This window comes from Crinalium epipsammum PCC 9333, from assembly GCF_000317495.1.
Classification (GTDB): Bacteria; Cyanobacteriota; Cyanobacteriia; order Cyanobacteriales; family PCC-9333; genus Crinalium; species Crinalium epipsammum.
Map to the genome: position 1 here is coordinate 816,260 of NC_019753.1, position 14,386 is coordinate 830,645.

Sequence of the window (14,386 nt, forward strand, 5' to 3'; positions counted from 1 at the left end):
CAGATCATCTTTTTAAACATTTGGCTCATATAACCTAATAGAAAAATTTAAGCCTTTAGGTGCTTATATAAAAAAAAATATGCGATTTTTTAGCTAACGCTTCATCACCTACAGTTTGTAATTTGCTTAAAAACTTTTTACTAGCCGAGCCACAGTACTTAAACATTTTCTATATTATTTTTACTACAATCATTGGTTGAGTCGAGGGGGGGATATTATTCCCCGCCCCTCTCATTTAGAACCGGACGTGCGACTTTCGTTGCATCCGGCTCCCGATGTTCTTGGCTTGCGCCTTTGCTCATGTGGACGTAATTGTGACAGCTTTCGTGAATTGCTAAAAGGTTATTTTTCTTCCAATTATTATGGTTGCAATCTACGTGATGCAAGTGTACCTTTTCGTCACTAAGCATTTTTAAACCACAATATCCACACGAATGGTTTTGCTTTTTAAGGGCTTTAGAGGTTTCGCCGTTGTAGAGCTTGCTATTGCGTTCGCTCCAGTAGGCAATATCTCCGTCATAAGGTGATTTCTCACCTTTGACGCTGATATGTTTGTTTTCGGAGTATGGAACCTCTGGGAATGCTTTACCCAGTAATTTCTTGCTGGATTGTTTATCCTGTTTTAATTCCTTGTTGAATACCCTGAAAGCCCTTGCTTCGATGTGATATAACGAGTTTCTTGACCCGTCCATCTTGCAGAAGCGGTGGTAATTCCTCCAACCTCTAACTACAGGGGCTAATTTCTCAGCCTTTGTGGTAGCACCATAATTCGAGTTGTTGACGATGTGTTTTACTTTCTGACGAAAAGCTTTGTAATTGTCCTCTGATGGAACGCATCTAAACTTTCCGTTGTTCTGCACCTTGAAGTGCCAACCGAGGAAATCAAACCCATCTGTCGTAGCGGTTAGCTTGGTTTTCTTCTCACTAATCTTCATCCCCCTTTCCGCTAGGAACTGGCTTATTTGCTCAAGTATTGCCACTGCATCGTCTTTAGGCTTTAGAATGACTACCATCTCATCTGCGTATCGCACGGAGTGGTGAATCTCCTCTATGCCATTGAGTGCAATGTTGGCTAATAAGGGACTCACTACCCCCCCTTGCGGCAGGGCTGTTTCATTTTCCAGAATTATATTTCCAACATTGACTCTAAATCTTTTTATTTATCAAATTAAAATTTAGCACTAATGTTTAATATAACTTTAATTAATTATTCCTTGATAGATTAACTCTATACACAGCATAAATTTTCCGATGCTTTATCCCATCAGGCTTGAAGCTCCTCTTAAGTTATTTTTTTAACGAAAACTACTGCTGATAATTTTCAAATTTTAAGTCAATTCTTCCGTCATAATGAGCAGTTTGTTCCAGTGATTACCTAACCACCTTTTTCCCTCGGTTATAGAGATGAAACCCAAGCCGCGAAAAAGATTCAAAACTATTGTTTTTAAAATGGAAAAATTAGTAGCTGCTTGAATTTGATGAATTTTCATTTTATCTTCATTTAAAATTACGTCTTTGACCCAGTGAACTTGATTTTCTATTCGCCAATGCCCTCTAATTCTTTGGTTAAACGTTTCCGCATCTGCGCTCATGCTACTGATGTAATAAACTGTTTCTTGATATGGTGAGCTTCCTCTCCATCCCCAGCGTTCTACTTTAATCAAGCTTTGAATATGTGACCAGTTTTTCAATTTAATAATATTATTAAAAACTGTTACTTCTCGAGTTACTTGTCGTCCATGACTTTGTTCTTTAGTGATACATCGGCTGGATGGCTCAATCATATTTGTTAAAGTTTTTACTTGCTCATACAATTTATTTTGGTTTTTCTTTAAAGCAATTAAATAATTATTTTGACTTTTGATAATTGCTCTAGTTGTAGTTTGATTACAATGCAGCGCATCGGCGCTTATTACTTTTCCTTTAAAACCGCAATTCCTTACTATATCTTGAACTTCGGCAATTTCTGACTTACTTTTATTCTCGATTTTACTCAGGGCTATCACTAATCCTGTTAGTTGACTAAATACAGAAACTATTACCCCAAAATTTTGCGATTTATCTGCATAGTTTGTTACTGTGCTTCTCAAACTTTTTCCATCAATTGCCAACCAGTCTGTTTCATCTATTTGCGGATAGTTTTCTTTAGCCCACTGATTAAAAACTTCGCTGAGATTTTGCCAGTCCATGCCCATCATTACCCTTCTTATAGTTGCACAAGATGGTAATCTTTCCGTAAATATTTCCAAGTTATTAATCAGATTCCTTTGCTCATATTTTACAAAATGCCCAATTTCTCTATAGCCCTGATACCCTGACATCATCCCTAAAACTACTACTAATAATACTATCCATAAGGGATGTCTTTTTCCTTGACTTTTACGAAAATCCTTGACTTTCTTCAAGTGTTCTATTAGACTAACAAGCATGATTTTATTAAAAAAAAGAGCGATCACTGTGATTTTATCAGGTAGCGATCGCTCTTTCTTTAAGAATTTGCCTTGGAAAATGAAACAGCCCTGCCCCTTGCGGGGTTCCTTGTTCTGGAAATTCTGGGTTGACTCCTATTGAACTATTAAAAGAATATCGCACCGCCCTCATCACCAACGCAATCAAAGGTAAAATAGATGTATGAAACAAATTACCCTTACAGAACTTCCCGAAACCGTTCAAAACCTAATTAATCAAGCTCAACAAACAGGTGAACAACTCACTATCATGCAAAATGGTGTTCCCTTCGCCATCATATCCCCCATTCAGAAAAAATCTCTCCTGCAAACACTTTCTACTCTTGAACCATTGGATGAAGAGTTTCCAGACGTAGACGAAGGATTATTACCGTTAGATGATATTGAGCTTTAAAAATGACTTATTTATACTTATTAGATACCAACATCATTTCCGAACTAATAAAAAACCCCAGAGGCGTAATATTTTCCAAAATTCAAAACGTTGGAGAAGATACAGTTTGTACAAGTATTATCGTAGCTTGCGAATCAAGATTTGGCGCAGAAAAAAAGAACTCTCAAAAGCTCACGGAAAAAGTTGAAATTATCTTGGATAGTATTGAAATATTACCCCTTACTCATCCCGTAGAGCAATACTACGCAGAAATCCGCACAGATTTAGAACAGCAAGGTACACCGATTGGCGGTAATGACTTATTGATTGCTGCCCACTGCTTAAGCCTTGGTCTAACTCTCGTTACAAACAATGTTCGTGAATTTTCCCGCGTACCCAATTTAAAAGTAGAAAACTGGCTGAACCCAAATTAAAAAGCCAAGTCACAATAAGCCATAATAATTTTTAATTACCAACTTTGCTTTTTTGGCACTTCCCTAAAAATTTAGCATACATACGAAGGAAGAGGCGGTTTTTTACGTTTTTTAGACAGTTTTTTAATAGTACCTCTCCATAAAATTGAAAAAATCAAAACGCTACAAAAAAGTGTAAATAGCATAACCACAGACCCCAAAAAAGTCTGGAGTGTTAACCCGTTCTTGAGGACACTATTTACGAGCGAACTTAACTTCCTTTAAGCGAGTTTGATGATCAGGTTATGTAGCTACAGATTAAATCCCGATGATTCCAGAATTTCATGCAGGCATTCACAAAAATTAGTTTTTCACCTGACTCTGAACGTCAGTATTGGTTTATGGAGGAGCGAATTATAGCCCACATTCCGCATTTCAACTTGAAGCATAAAAAACTACATAACCAGGGTACAGACAAGAATTAATTTTGAGTATAAATGCTCAAAAAAATTGGGGGAAATATTAAAGAAAAGGAATAAAAAAGTGATTTAATGCCAGAATTGAAAATAAACTCAGAAAATCTGCTGAATAAATGACTGTTAAAAAAGAAAATATTGATATTAAAAACTTAGACCACTTAGGAATAGTAGCTGGAATAATTGATGATTTAAGAATAGTTAAAAAAATTAACGTGCATAGTAGGAATTGACAGTAGGGAAAAAATCAACTCTGGTCAAATAGTTAAAGCAATTATTCTGAACGGTCTGGGTTATATAATTAATTTGAAAGCAGTCTGTAAATGGAAGGAGACTCTTGGCAATGACAACGATTAGTGAAATTGCACCGGATCTTTACCGGATTTCAATCTATGTTCCCCAGCTAAATCTCCAATTCAACCAATTTCTGATCAAAGATACTGAACCCCTGCTGTTTCACACGGGACTTAAGGCAATGTTCCCGCTTGTGCGTGATGCTATAGCAACTCTTATCGACCCAAGCACGCTACGATGGATTGGGTTTAGCCACTTCGAGGCTGATGAATGTGGGTCACTTAATGAGTGGCTTGAAGTCGCACCGTTAGCTCAACCCGTCTGTAGTCTAGTGGGGGCAATGGTGAGCGTTAATGACTTTGCTATCCGTCCAGCACGGGCGATGCAGCACAACGATATATTGAACACTGGTAAATACTGCTTCCAGTTTCAGCAGACACCACACGTTCCTCACTGCTGGGAAGCAGGGTTATTGTTTGAAACTACACATAAAACACTGCTGTCGTCAGATCTATTTACACATAGCGGTAATGTAGAAGCATTAATAGATTCAGATATAACTGGGCGAGCACGACAATCGTTGATAGAGTTTGAAGCCAGCCCCTTAGCAAACTATATGCCTTACACACAGTACACCGAGCGAATTTTACAACAGTTAGCTGCTCTCAAACCTCAAACACTAGCGATAATGCATGGCTCAAGCTTTGTTGGCAATGGTGAGCAGGCACTCCAAGCACTTGCCATACAGATGCGAGAAATTCTTAGCCAAGCATAAAGTTAATAGTCCGAAAATTTTTGTTCTCCCTAAGAGGATATTTGGAAAGTGTAAAAAAGTACTAATGGAGAAAAGCCCCCTGCGGCGCGGTTGAACCGCAACGCAGACTTGTGAGGCTGAATAAAATTTTACGTCTAATACCAATTCTCGAAAGTCAGATTACACATCCGAGCGCTAACTGTAGCGACCAGTCCTACATTAAGATGGATATTTCAATGTTTTCAAGGTGTCCACGTTCTCATTATTCAAGGAATTAAACAAGTTATTAACTTGATTGAAGAACGCCAACGAATCTTAGAGTTCATTTCTGATAGTTGCAAAAATTATTATTTCATTCCCTAATTATTTAACTAAAAATCATATTTTCGCCTACCTAATATATCAAAACAATATTAAATATTTTGACTTTCAAGACTAGCTTTTTAGGAAAAAGAAATAGTATCTGTTTGTCAAACTTTTCTTTGATAGCTTACATAATCGCTAACTTAGTCATTTCACTTTTCTTTTTTTTGTGTAATATAAAAGGCTACAATTTGAAGTGCGGGATGTGGGTTTTATAGTAAAAAGACCTATAGTTGAATCCTATTGACAACTTTGAAAGAACTGATCGCGTTGTCCAGAAAGAATAAATTACAAAACAAGAGGTTTATGGGAAAAACTATTTTAATCGCTGGCGCGACGGGCAATCTGGGCGGTAAAATTGTTGATGCCTTGCTAACACACGACGCAAATGTGCGAGCGATTGTGCGCGCTGAGACCGAACCGGAAAAAGTAAGCGCGCTTAGAGACAAAGGAGTGCAGGTTTTTCAGCTAGATATGTTCGACAAGAACAAAGTCGCCGAGGTTTGCGCGGGCGCATATTGCGTCGTATCAGCGCTATCGGGTTTACGCGAAACGGTCATTGACGCGCAAAAAGCACTTTTGGACGGTGCAATCGAAGCCCATGTGCCACGCTTTATTCCAAGCGTTTTTTCGCTCGATTTTACTCATCTCGTCTCCGGCACAAATCGAAATCTCGACTGGCGGCGCGAGTTTGAAATCTATGTCGATCAAGCCCCTATCGCCGCCACGAGCATTTTTAATGGTGCGTTTATGGATTTGCTGACGACTGATATGCCGTTGATTTTATTCAGATTTAGGCGAATTTTGTATTGGGAAAACTTGAATGTCAAAATGGATTTAACCACGAGCGACGACGTTGCCCAATATGCAGCGCGCGTAGCTATAGACGCAGATACGCCTCGCCATTTAAGGATTGCGGGTGATACAGTCAGTGCATTTGATCTGAAAAAAATCGTCAGTAAGGCAACAGGTAAGCAATTTGGTTTGTTCTGCGCTGGAAGCATTCCACTGCTCGAAGTCATCATTCAAATCACCAGATTTTTCTCGCCTGCGGAAAATACGCTTTATCCTGCTTGGCAGGGAATGCAGTATATGCGCGATATGATGCAGGGTCGCGCAGTAGTGAAAGCGCACGACAATCATCGTTATTCAGATATTGGCTGGACATCGGTCGAAAGATTTTTGGCGAGGCAAAATGCCAAAAGTTAAGCTATAAAATACTTACAAAGAAACTTACAGATTTAATTCTACATTCCGCAATTCAATTTGTACCACCAATAGTTCTAGAATCAAAGGGAAATATGAGCATACTTCCTGGGTATAAATACTTAAAAATAGCGAAAAATACTCAAGAAAAGGAACACAAATGTGATGAACTACCCGGATAAAACTAAATCTCAAAAATCTGCCAAAAAATGATACTTCAAAAAGAAGAAATTGAACCTAAAAATGTGCGATCATTTGGGCCCAATTCTTTGATGAAAGTAATACGCGCACGAAGTGCGGAATGTGGGTTCAATATCTTGCTCTATCTGTTTATCCCAGCGTTCGTAGTCTAGATCAAGGAACCACAGCCTGAACTGCTCAAACTCGCTAGGCGGCATAACGTTCCTGTCAGCGGTTGCAGAGATGTTTGAAATCTCACAAGCGGCTTGGGTAAATCCGCAGCACTAGGGTTGTTATGCCGCGACTACTCCAGCAGATATCAATCCTCAGTAGATTGCTTGCTGCTCCAAAAAAGTTGAAGCGCTGACTCATCAAATATGTAAGCTGACTCACTATCCATAATCACTCGTTTACCAAGCCGAGGAAAAACGCCAACATCTAAGCGTCCTGCTTCTCCACCTATCAGGTATACAAGGTCTTCATTGAATGGATTACGAAGATGATGGGGTTGTTGAGGTAGCCCAAATCCCATGAAATCTCCTGGTTCAACAACGTATTCCCTATCTCCAATTTCTGCAATACCTCGACCCGACAAAATGTAAATCCACTCTTCTTCATTCTGGTGAGCGTGGAAGATGAAAGATTCCTTGCCTGATGGTACACGAGCAATCGTTACACCAATGCGTTTAAGACCAACAGCACGCCCAAGGAAGCGTAAATAAATTTCAGCAATTGGGGTTCAGCGGATGATGAAACTCAAACGCATCCATTGAATTAATGTCTGACGCTTTCAGCAGAGAATGTTGTTCATCAGTCACGTTGATGTCCTCCTATCAAGTTGGTAAAGGGTCTGAGCCCCCAAAGCAGCATAACTATATATTAAGCGTCAGATCCGCTTGATAAACTTGCGCGTTAAAGATGTTGATTTTGCTCAAAAACAAATTATAAAAGCAGGCTTACACTCTCTCACACAACATTTAGGAATGGAACTGCACAGTATCAAATTCGAGTTAATGCTGTTACCCCCGCAGTGGTGGAAACGCCTATATATGGAGCTTTTATTGAAGCAGAGGAAATTCATACAACGCTACAAGGCTTCAATAGCTTTCATTCAATTGGGCGGGTTGGAAAACCGATTGATGTTGCGGGGGCTGTGACCTTTTTACTTTCTGATCAAGCTTCTTGGGTAACTGGAGCCATGTGGAACGTAGATGGCGGAGTCATGGCTAGACGTAACGCCTGATATTGATTACCAGCAGGCGATCTCCAGATATCTGTCCCTGCTGAGAACTTGCAGCATAACAATGTGTTGCAGTGGCTATAAATAGCCCTAAATCGAATCTAAAAACTTTATTCTGCTGCAATACACTTGTTAGCTTGCTGTTTAGCGGTTCTGATTTCTTCTTTTGATGAATGCAGTTGAGAAATACAAGCCAATACCCCACAAAATGCTATTGGGAATAAATTGCAAAAACTTTAGTAGTAGGCTAGAATCCCAATTTGAGAAAATGGGATCTGTCAAATTAACAAGGGGAAAGTGCAGAATTGCTGTTGCTAAATTAATAATTCTCTCAAGGTTGCTGGGTGAGTTGCCATATCGAGGCGTCCAACCTATGCCAAATGAAATGAAAAAGACAACTACGGTAACTATAAAGTGGAGAGAAGCTATGAAAAGAATTATTCGTGTGTTTCTCATCTCGAAAGGAAGGTACAGGATTACACTGAATACGACAGTCTAACTTGTTATTAGAGGGGATGGGGCTGAAACTTTCTGCATAATATATCTCTGCTATAGCAATCGCAAAGATCTTCAACTGTTCTTCAGTGCGATCGCCGGAGGGCTTCTGCGATCGCACGCTTTAGCGCATCACATCCTGCTCGATCACCACGCCCTGCCATGTATTTTATGATGAAAAGATGCAAAAGCTTACGATCACCCGACCCGACGACTGGCATCTGCATCTCCGCGACGGTGCAGCATTAAAAGCGGTTCTGCCCCATACGGTGCGGCAGTTTGCCCGCGCTATCATCATGCCGAACTTGAAGCCCCCCGTACGCACGGTAGCTGATGCTGCTGCATATCGCGATCGCATTCTTGCAGCGATTCCAGATGGGCAACGGTTTGAGCCACTGATGACGCTCTACCTCACCGACAACACCAGCCCCGAAGAAATTATCCAGGCTAAAGAATCTCAGTTTGTCAAAGCGGTAAAGTACTACCCAGCTGGTGCAACGACCAATTCAGACCTTGGTGTGACGGATATTCGTCAGTGCGATCGCGTTTTTGAAGCGATGCAGCAGGTAGATCTGCCTTTACTACTGCACGGGGAAGTGACCGATCAAGATGTTGATATGTTCGACCGCGAGAAAGCGTTTATTGAGCGACATTTGATCCCTCTTAAGCAGCGGTTTCCCAACCTGCGCGTGGTGCTGGAACACGTTACCACCTCAGATGCTGTGCAGTATGTCCTTTCTGCCAACAATATTGCTGCAACAATTACGCCACAACATTTATTGTTTAACCGCAATATTTTATTTCAAGGCGGCATTCGCCCCCATTTTTATTGCCTGCCCATTTTGAAACGAGAAGAGCATCGTCTGGCACTTTTGCAAGCGGCCACCTCTGGCAATCCTAAGTTTTTTCTTGGCACCGATAGTGCTCCTCATCCTCGAAATGGTAAAGAAAGTTCCTGTGGCTGCGCGGGTTGTTATTCGGCTCTGCACGCAATGGAGTTATACGCAGAAGCTTTTGAGAGCGTTGATGCACTCGATCAACTTGAAGCTTTCGCCAGTTTCTTTGGGCCAGATTTTTATCAACTCCCGCGCAATACCGAACAGATTACTTTGACTCGAACGACCTGGCGCGTTCCCGATGAAGTGCCATTTACTGAATCCGGACTTGTCCCCTTACGAGCAGGTCAGGAGATGATGTGGCAAATGGCTTGACACAAGTTTACACAAGGAGCGACTAATCCCTAGCACTTACTAATATCTGTGTATAGCTTTTACCTATTGCCTTAGCTGCTAGCGGGACTTAAACCTCGTTCAAGCCCAAACGAACCCTAAACGAGCGATTGTGTCGTCAAACCCATGACCGATGCCACGATCTCGAACGACCGAAGCCGGGCCGCACGTTCGTAGACATCGGATACGAGGATAAGCTCGTCCGCAGAGGTCTCTTGTATCAGTGCTTCCAGTCCCTCCTTGACGATGGTCGGCCCACCAACCACCGAGCGGGCGAGCATACGTCCTGCGTGCGCCTTTGCTCGGGGTGACCAGTAGTCGTCAATATCGTTGATTGGCGGCTCCAGGGGACCGGACGTGCCGTGTTGGAAGAGGTCGGCGAACGACTTCTGCTGCGAGGTGGCGAGGCGGCGCGCCTCATAGTCTGTGTCAGCGGCCACGACGTTCACGCCGACCATCGCGTAAGGGCGATCCATCTGCTTGGAAGGCTTGAACCGCTCGCGGTAGAGCCTCAGCGCGTCCAGGAGAAGGTCGGGAGCGAAGTGCGAGGCGAAGGCGTAGGGCAGACCAACCTCTCCTGCCAGCGCCGCACCGAACAGGCTCGAACCCAGGATGATCAAAGGGACTTCCGTCCCATCGGCGGGAGCCGCCACTAGCCGTTGTCCGGGAGACGAAGGCTCGAAGTACGTCTGAAGCTCGATCACGTCCTGGGGAAACGAGTCGGAGGCTTGGGGGGGTCGTCTCAACGCACGGACTGCCATTTGGTCGGTGCCGGGCGCACGACCGAGCCCTAGATCGACGCGGCCTGGAAAGAGTTGGGCGAGCGTCCCGAACTGCTCCGCGATCACGTAGGGAGCGTGGTTGGGAAGCATGATGCCGCCCGCAGCGAGGCGGATCGTACTCGTCGCCGCGCCGATGTGTGCAAGCACGAGCGCGGTCGCGGCGCTCGCGATCCCGGAGGAGTTGTGGTGTTCCGAGATCCAGATGCGCCTGTAATTCCACCGCTCTAAGTGGGTCGCAATGTCCCGCGCGTCGTCGAGGGCGGATCGGGCATCTCCGCCCTGCTTGATCCGCACAAGGTCTAATACCGAAAGCTTCGTCATAACGTTTCCTTTTTTATTCTGCCGCCACCGCAATTTGTGGCTTTTACATATACAAGGCACGGCTTAGGCGAATACCATATTCCGCATCGGGATTAGTTGTGCCGTCCCCAACCCGTTCCTGGATTGCTGCCACTGCCAGATCACGCCGCTTAGGTAATCGCGCCCTTTCAGTTGCCGCCAGCGCGGTTGGTATCTCCTTACGGGTGATGTCTGTGCCATAGCAGGGTGCGCCAGGTTGTTGCCGCCACGAATCGGCGAGCGTGCCTGCGTCAAATGCGTCGAACCCGGTGTCCTCAACGAGCGCCATTCCCACCTGGCGATCCGGATCGCGATCCGCCGCAACGGGCAGAGCAATGCGGTCTGGACTCCCCGCTGGCTTTCCCCTCTTTGCCAAAGAGTCAGAACCAATCGAATTCCAAGCCTTGACTATCGGACGACCCAACTGCTCGACCACCCATAGGCTTTCGACTTGACCAGCTTCGATAGCGTCAATTCCTACATCACGGTGCGGATAATAATTCGAAGTGTCGATGACGGCTGTCTCGGCTGGCAAATTGGCGATCAGCGGCGCGATCGCAGGAATACGGTTGAGAGGGATGGAGAGGATCACCACCTCAACGTCCGCCACAGCTTCAGTAGTCTTGACTGCGCGTGCACCGGAAGCTAACACCGAAGCCTCAATGGTCTCTGGGCCGCGAGAGTTGGCAACCTTCACGTCATGTCCAGCAGCACTGAGTTTGCGTGCCAAAGTCTTCCCGATGTGGCCAACGCCAAGAATGCCTATCTTCATAAAAACGATTTCCTTGTACTAAGTAAGAGTCTCATTGCACTGCTGAGTGTGCGATCGAGGGATTTAATGATGTCAGTTGGAGGGGGGGTCTTTTTCTTGAGCCTTGGTTTTTAGGGGTATTCCCAACCCATCCAAGGTATCGCGTAGTTCTACAACGTCTTTGTGGGTGAGACGGCAGGCAGTCTCGATTTTTTCTGGGATCGAACACGCCACCTCGCGAAGTGCCTCGCCAGCTTCTGTAATAGCGATCAACACGCGGCGTTCGTCCTGCTGGTCACGGGTGCGCGTCACCAACCCCGCGCTCTCAAGGCGCTTCAACAGGGGTGTCAAGGTTCCGTTATCCATACCGAGTTCAAGCCCTAAATCCCCCACAGTGCGCGGGGTGTCCTCGTAGAGAGCAAGCATAACCAGAAACTGCGGATAGGTCAGACCCAAAGGCTCCAGAAAGGGCTTGTGCAACCGAATGATTCGGTTGGACGCACTGTAGAGGGCAAAGGAAAGCTGCCTCGCCACTTGTCTGCGTTCGTTGATATTTGATCTGTTCTCCATTATCAGATTCTATAATAACTTATTATATAGTGTACTATATAATAAATCAATACCTAACTTTGACTTTTTTGGGCTTCGGTCATAATCGGCAAAAGGAGAATTCACAATCTCGCCCCGTCTTAACCACAACGAGCGATCGCAAGCCGGAGCATAACTTTTGCTTTTCAGAAACTGACAGTTGAGATTGCAGCTTTAACCTGTTTTGCCAGCCGTACAGAATTCATCCTGAATTTTGATTCCTGATTCCTGAATTGTTTTTTATGAAAAACAGTTTTGGCAACAAAAATCCAGAACAATTTTTGTAGTCATCAAACTCCGAGTAACGAGATAAAGAAAGGTCTTTTTTAAGCATATTTGGAATAAATATCATGCTGATAAAACCTCCTAGAATCACGAAGGGTAACCAGTGTTGAGTCAGTATAGCAAAGGCACTATAAATAAATATTTCTCCTAGATAATTGGTGTTGCGGCAACGAGCAAAGAATCCTTCTGTTATTAGTCCCTTTTCATATTTAAGGGTATAGTACTTCTGGGCATCGCTAACAAAGTGTAAAAACAAACCAAAAATGTTCAGAGAAATAGCTATTGCCACTAGGGGTAGTGGTGGTACTGTGCCACTACTAATCAGAATAAAGGGTGTTATCCAATAAAAGTTCACCAAAATAAAGATGAAAATGCCCTGTGGATTGACACTCTCACCGTCAAGCTTGCGCTGTGACGGGAGATTCTTGCTTCACAGAAGAACGCTTTTTGGTACAAGTACCAACGAGTCTTACTTCTTCTCCACAAGCTTGAATTTCTGTGTGTCCCACAGTATTTGTTGACAGTATTTTTATGCCTTCTTCCCTAAGATTTTGTGTTGCATTTTCATCCCGATCGTGGTGGATTTTACACTCTGGACAAACCCATTCACGGACGCTGAGATTCAATGAATTATTCTTAAACTTGCAACCATTACAAAGTTTTGTACTAGGAAAGAATCTGTCAACTTGTAAAAATATTCCTCCTTCTCGCTCCAGCTTATAGCCTATGAAATTAAGCAACATTCCAAATCCAGCATCATGTATTGATTTTGCTAGTTTGGTTCGCGCTAATCCTTTGATACAAAGGTTTTCTGCTATAATGGCTTGGTTTTCGTCAACTAGCTTTCGTGAGATTTTATGAAGGGAATCTTGTCTTGTGTTTGCTATTTTTTCGTGAACTCTAGCAACTCTCTTAACCTGTTTTTGACGGTTTAAAGAGCCTTTTTTCTTTCTAGATAATGCCTGTTGTCTGCGTCTTAATCGTTTGGCGTATCTTCTAGTAGGTTTGATTGGGTCAACCTTAGAAAATTTCTCACCATCAAATACAGTAACTAGACTATTTAAGCCTAAGTCAATGCTTGATATTTTCCCTTGCTTTGCAGTAGCTAAATCATCAGTTTCAAACAATATTGCTGCAAAATATTTATCTGTGCTTGTTTGAGAAACAGTTACAGATTTAATTTTGCCGTTAATACTTCTTGAAATACTTGCTTTAACGATGCCAAGTTTAGGTAGTTTTAGACCACCATTTTTAATTGAACAGCTTTCTGGATAACGGATTGACTGATGCCTATGTTTACTTTTGAACTTAGGGAATCTTGCCCTTTTAGAAAAGAAATTCTTAAAGGCTGATTCTAAATTTTTAAGTGTTTGCTGTAATGTAGCAGCAGTTACTTCTGTTAACCATTCATAATCCGATAGCTTTTTAATTTGGGTTAGGTCTTTCGCCATGTCGCAATAGCTCATTCCCTTACCCGTTTCTTCGTACTGAGTGTTAGTTTTGTTTAGGTAATAATTAAACACAAACCTAGAACAGCCAAAGCTTTTAGCTAGGGCTTCTTGCTGTCCTTTGTTTGGGTAAATTCTGACCTTAAGTGTGTCTAACATCAGTTACTTTGAGCTAAACTAATTCTATATTAATACTTAACGCTACACAATGTCAAGCTCATATCATCAGGGTTTTAGGTCTGTTTACAAGCTTAACGCTCACGTCCTCTTAGTGGTCAAGTATCGTAGGAAAGCGATTAACGCCGAAATTCTAACACGGCTGGAACAAATCTTAAAAAAACCTTAAATAAATGGGAATCAGAATTACTAGAATTTAATGGTGAATCAGATCATGTACATTTACTAATTGACTATAAACCAGATATACCGCTATCTACATTAATCGGTAATTTAAAAACAGTCAGCAGCAGATTAATTCGCAAAGAATATCCTTGGTTAGCAGAAAAATATTTTTACAACCAACCCTATTTCTGGACTGGTTCTTACTTTGTTGCTAGTTGTGGTGGTGCTACAGTTGAACAATTAAAAAAATACGTTGAACAACAAGCGACACCGGAATAATGATTCGCTATCGCTCAGTTTATTTTAGTGGTCGCCATTCATCTCCCGTTAAGTCTTCGACTGTAACGGGAGTCCTCTGGC

At 42.8% G+C, this 14,386-nt stretch carries 11 protein-coding genes and 6 pseudogenes; 8 read left to right on the plus strand and 9 right to left on the minus strand.

The features are described 5' to 3' along the window. Nucleotides 1–215: 215 nt before the first annotated feature. The 3 genes and pseudogenes from CRI9333_RS03480 to CRI9333_RS27240 all read right to left on the minus strand — a co-directional run. A pseudogene (locus tag CRI9333_RS03480) lies at nt 216–1,115 on the minus strand (group II intron reverse transcriptase); the annotation flags it as partial. Between the two features lie 213 nt (nt 1,116–1,328). Further along, a complete protein-coding gene (locus CRI9333_RS03485) occupies nt 1,329–2,429 on the minus strand; it encodes an ISAs1 family transposase (protein ID WP_015201778.1) in 1,101 nt (366 codons plus the stop codon). A gap of 37 nt (nt 2,430–2,466) precedes the next feature. Beyond that, nucleotides 2,467–2,640, minus strand: coding sequence for a hypothetical protein (locus CRI9333_RS27240; RefSeq protein WP_198013615.1), 174 nt, complete (start codon nt 2,638–2,640; stop codon nt 2,467–2,469). Between CRI9333_RS27240 and CRI9333_RS03490 the strand changes: the two genes are divergently transcribed. From CRI9333_RS03490 to CRI9333_RS03510, 5 genes and pseudogenes are all read left to right on the plus strand, one after another. Beyond that, nucleotides 2,632–2,862 (plus strand): type II toxin-antitoxin system Phd/YefM family antitoxin, encoded by a 231-nt coding sequence (locus CRI9333_RS03490; protein ID WP_015201779.1) that lies wholly within the window; start codon nt 2,632–2,634, stop codon nt 2,860–2,862. The genes CRI9333_RS27240 and CRI9333_RS03490 overlap by 9 nt on opposite strands. 2 nt (nt 2,863–2,864) lie before the next feature. Then, on the plus strand, nt 2,865–3,275 hold the full coding sequence (locus CRI9333_RS03495; protein WP_015201780.1) for a type II toxin-antitoxin system VapC family toxin: 411 nt from the start codon (nt 2,865–2,867) through the stop codon (nt 3,273–3,275). A gap of 571 nt (nt 3,276–3,846) precedes the next feature. Beyond that, nucleotides 3,847–4,030, plus strand: a pseudogene (locus CRI9333_RS26550) (DUF4277 domain-containing protein); the annotation flags it as partial. A 43-nt stretch (nt 4,031–4,073) separates the two neighbouring features. Continuing rightward, nucleotides 4,074–4,799, plus strand: coding sequence for a hypothetical protein (locus CRI9333_RS03505; protein WP_015201781.1), 726 nt, complete (start codon nt 4,074–4,076; stop codon nt 4,797–4,799). Between the two features lie 594 nt (nt 4,800–5,393). Then, nucleotides 5,394–6,350: an NmrA family NAD(P)-binding protein gene (locus tag CRI9333_RS03510; protein WP_198013616.1), complete on the plus strand. Its 957-nt coding sequence runs from the start codon at nt 5,394–5,396 to the stop codon at nt 6,348–6,350. A gap of 496 nt (nt 6,351–6,846) precedes the next feature. Here CRI9333_RS03510 and CRI9333_RS28275 read toward each other — a convergent pair. Then, nucleotides 6,847–7,345 (minus strand): annotated as a pseudogene (locus tag CRI9333_RS28275) (cupin domain-containing protein). A gap of 129 nt (nt 7,346–7,474) precedes the next feature. On the opposite strand from CRI9333_RS28275, the pseudogene CRI9333_RS03520 reads away from it, so the two are divergent. Together CRI9333_RS03520 and pyrC are read left to right on the plus strand one after the other, a co-directional pair. Then, nucleotides 7,475–7,770, plus strand: a pseudogene (locus CRI9333_RS03520) (SDR family NAD(P)-dependent oxidoreductase); the annotation flags it as partial. Between the two features lie 674 nt (nt 7,771–8,444). Beyond that, nucleotides 8,445–9,473: a dihydroorotase gene (gene pyrC, locus CRI9333_RS03530; RefSeq protein ID WP_015201784.1), complete on the plus strand. Its 1,029-nt coding sequence runs from the start codon at nt 8,445–8,447 to the stop codon at nt 9,471–9,473. Between the two features lie 116 nt (nt 9,474–9,589). Here the strand turns inward: pyrC and CRI9333_RS03535 are convergent, their stop codons facing one another. The 5 genes and pseudogenes from CRI9333_RS03535 to CRI9333_RS03555 all read right to left on the minus strand — a co-directional run bounded on the left by CRI9333_RS03535 (nt 9,590) and on the right by CRI9333_RS03555 (nt 13,843). Beyond that, a complete protein-coding gene (locus CRI9333_RS03535) occupies nt 9,590–10,594 on the minus strand; it encodes an LLM class flavin-dependent oxidoreductase (RefSeq protein WP_015201785.1) in 1,005 nt (334 codons plus the stop codon). 43 nt (nt 10,595–10,637) lie between these two features. Next, a complete protein-coding gene (locus tag CRI9333_RS03540) occupies nt 10,638–11,384 on the minus strand; it encodes an NADPH-dependent F420 reductase (RefSeq protein ID WP_015201786.1) in 747 nt (248 codons plus the stop codon). 72 nt (nt 11,385–11,456) lie between these two features. Continuing rightward, entirely contained in the window at nt 11,457–11,933 is a 477-nt protein-coding gene (locus CRI9333_RS03545) for a MarR family winged helix-turn-helix transcriptional regulator (protein ID WP_015201787.1), read from the minus strand. A 220-nt stretch (nt 11,934–12,153) separates the two neighbouring features. Next, nucleotides 12,154–12,615: pseudogene (locus tag CRI9333_RS03550) on the minus strand (DUF1295 domain-containing protein); the annotation flags it as partial. Between the two features lie 19 nt (nt 12,616–12,634). Further along, nucleotides 12,635–13,843, minus strand: a complete 1,209-nt coding sequence (locus CRI9333_RS03555; RefSeq protein ID WP_015201788.1) for an RNA-guided endonuclease InsQ/TnpB family protein — start codon at nt 13,841–13,843, stop codon at nt 12,635–12,637. A 49-nt stretch (nt 13,844–13,892) separates the two neighbouring features. Here CRI9333_RS03555 and tnpA point away from each other — a divergent pair. Beyond that, nucleotides 13,893–14,305, plus strand: a pseudogene (tnpA, locus tag CRI9333_RS25560) (IS200/IS605 family transposase). The last annotated feature ends 81 nt before the right edge of the window (nt 14,306–14,386 follow it).

What these genes read in the sequence shown, in the direction of transcription:
- CRI9333_RS03485 (WP_015201778.1), bottom strand. Translation starts at nt 2,429, where the DNA reads ATGCTTGTTAGTCTAATAGAACACTTGAAGAAAGTCAAGGATTTTCGT.
- CRI9333_RS03490 (WP_015201779.1), top strand. Translation starts at nt 2,632, where the DNA reads ATGAAACAAATTACCCTTACAGAACTTCCCGAAACCGTTCAAAACCTA.
- CRI9333_RS03495 (WP_015201780.1), top strand. Translation starts at nt 2,865, where the DNA reads ATGACTTATTTATACTTATTAGATACCAACATCATTTCCGAACTAATA.
- CRI9333_RS03505 (WP_015201781.1), top strand. Translation starts at nt 4,074, where the DNA reads ATGACAACGATTAGTGAAATTGCACCGGATCTTTACCGGATTTCAATC.
- pyrC (WP_015201784.1), top strand. Translation starts at nt 8,445, where the DNA reads ATGCAAAAGCTTACGATCACCCGACCCGACGACTGGCATCTGCATCTC.
- CRI9333_RS03535 (WP_015201785.1), bottom strand. Translation starts at nt 10,594, where the DNA reads ATGACGAAGCTTTCGGTATTAGACCTTGTGCGGATCAAGCAGGGCGGA.
- CRI9333_RS03540 (WP_015201786.1), bottom strand. Translation starts at nt 11,384, where the DNA reads ATGAAGATAGGCATTCTTGGCGTTGGCCACATCGGGAAGACTTTGGCA.
- CRI9333_RS03545 (WP_015201787.1), bottom strand. Translation starts at nt 11,933, where the DNA reads ATGGAGAACAGATCAAATATCAACGAACGCAGACAAGTGGCGAGGCAG.
- CRI9333_RS03555 (WP_015201788.1), bottom strand. Translation starts at nt 13,843, where the DNA reads ATGTTAGACACACTTAAGGTCAGAATTTACCCAAACAAAGGACAGCAA.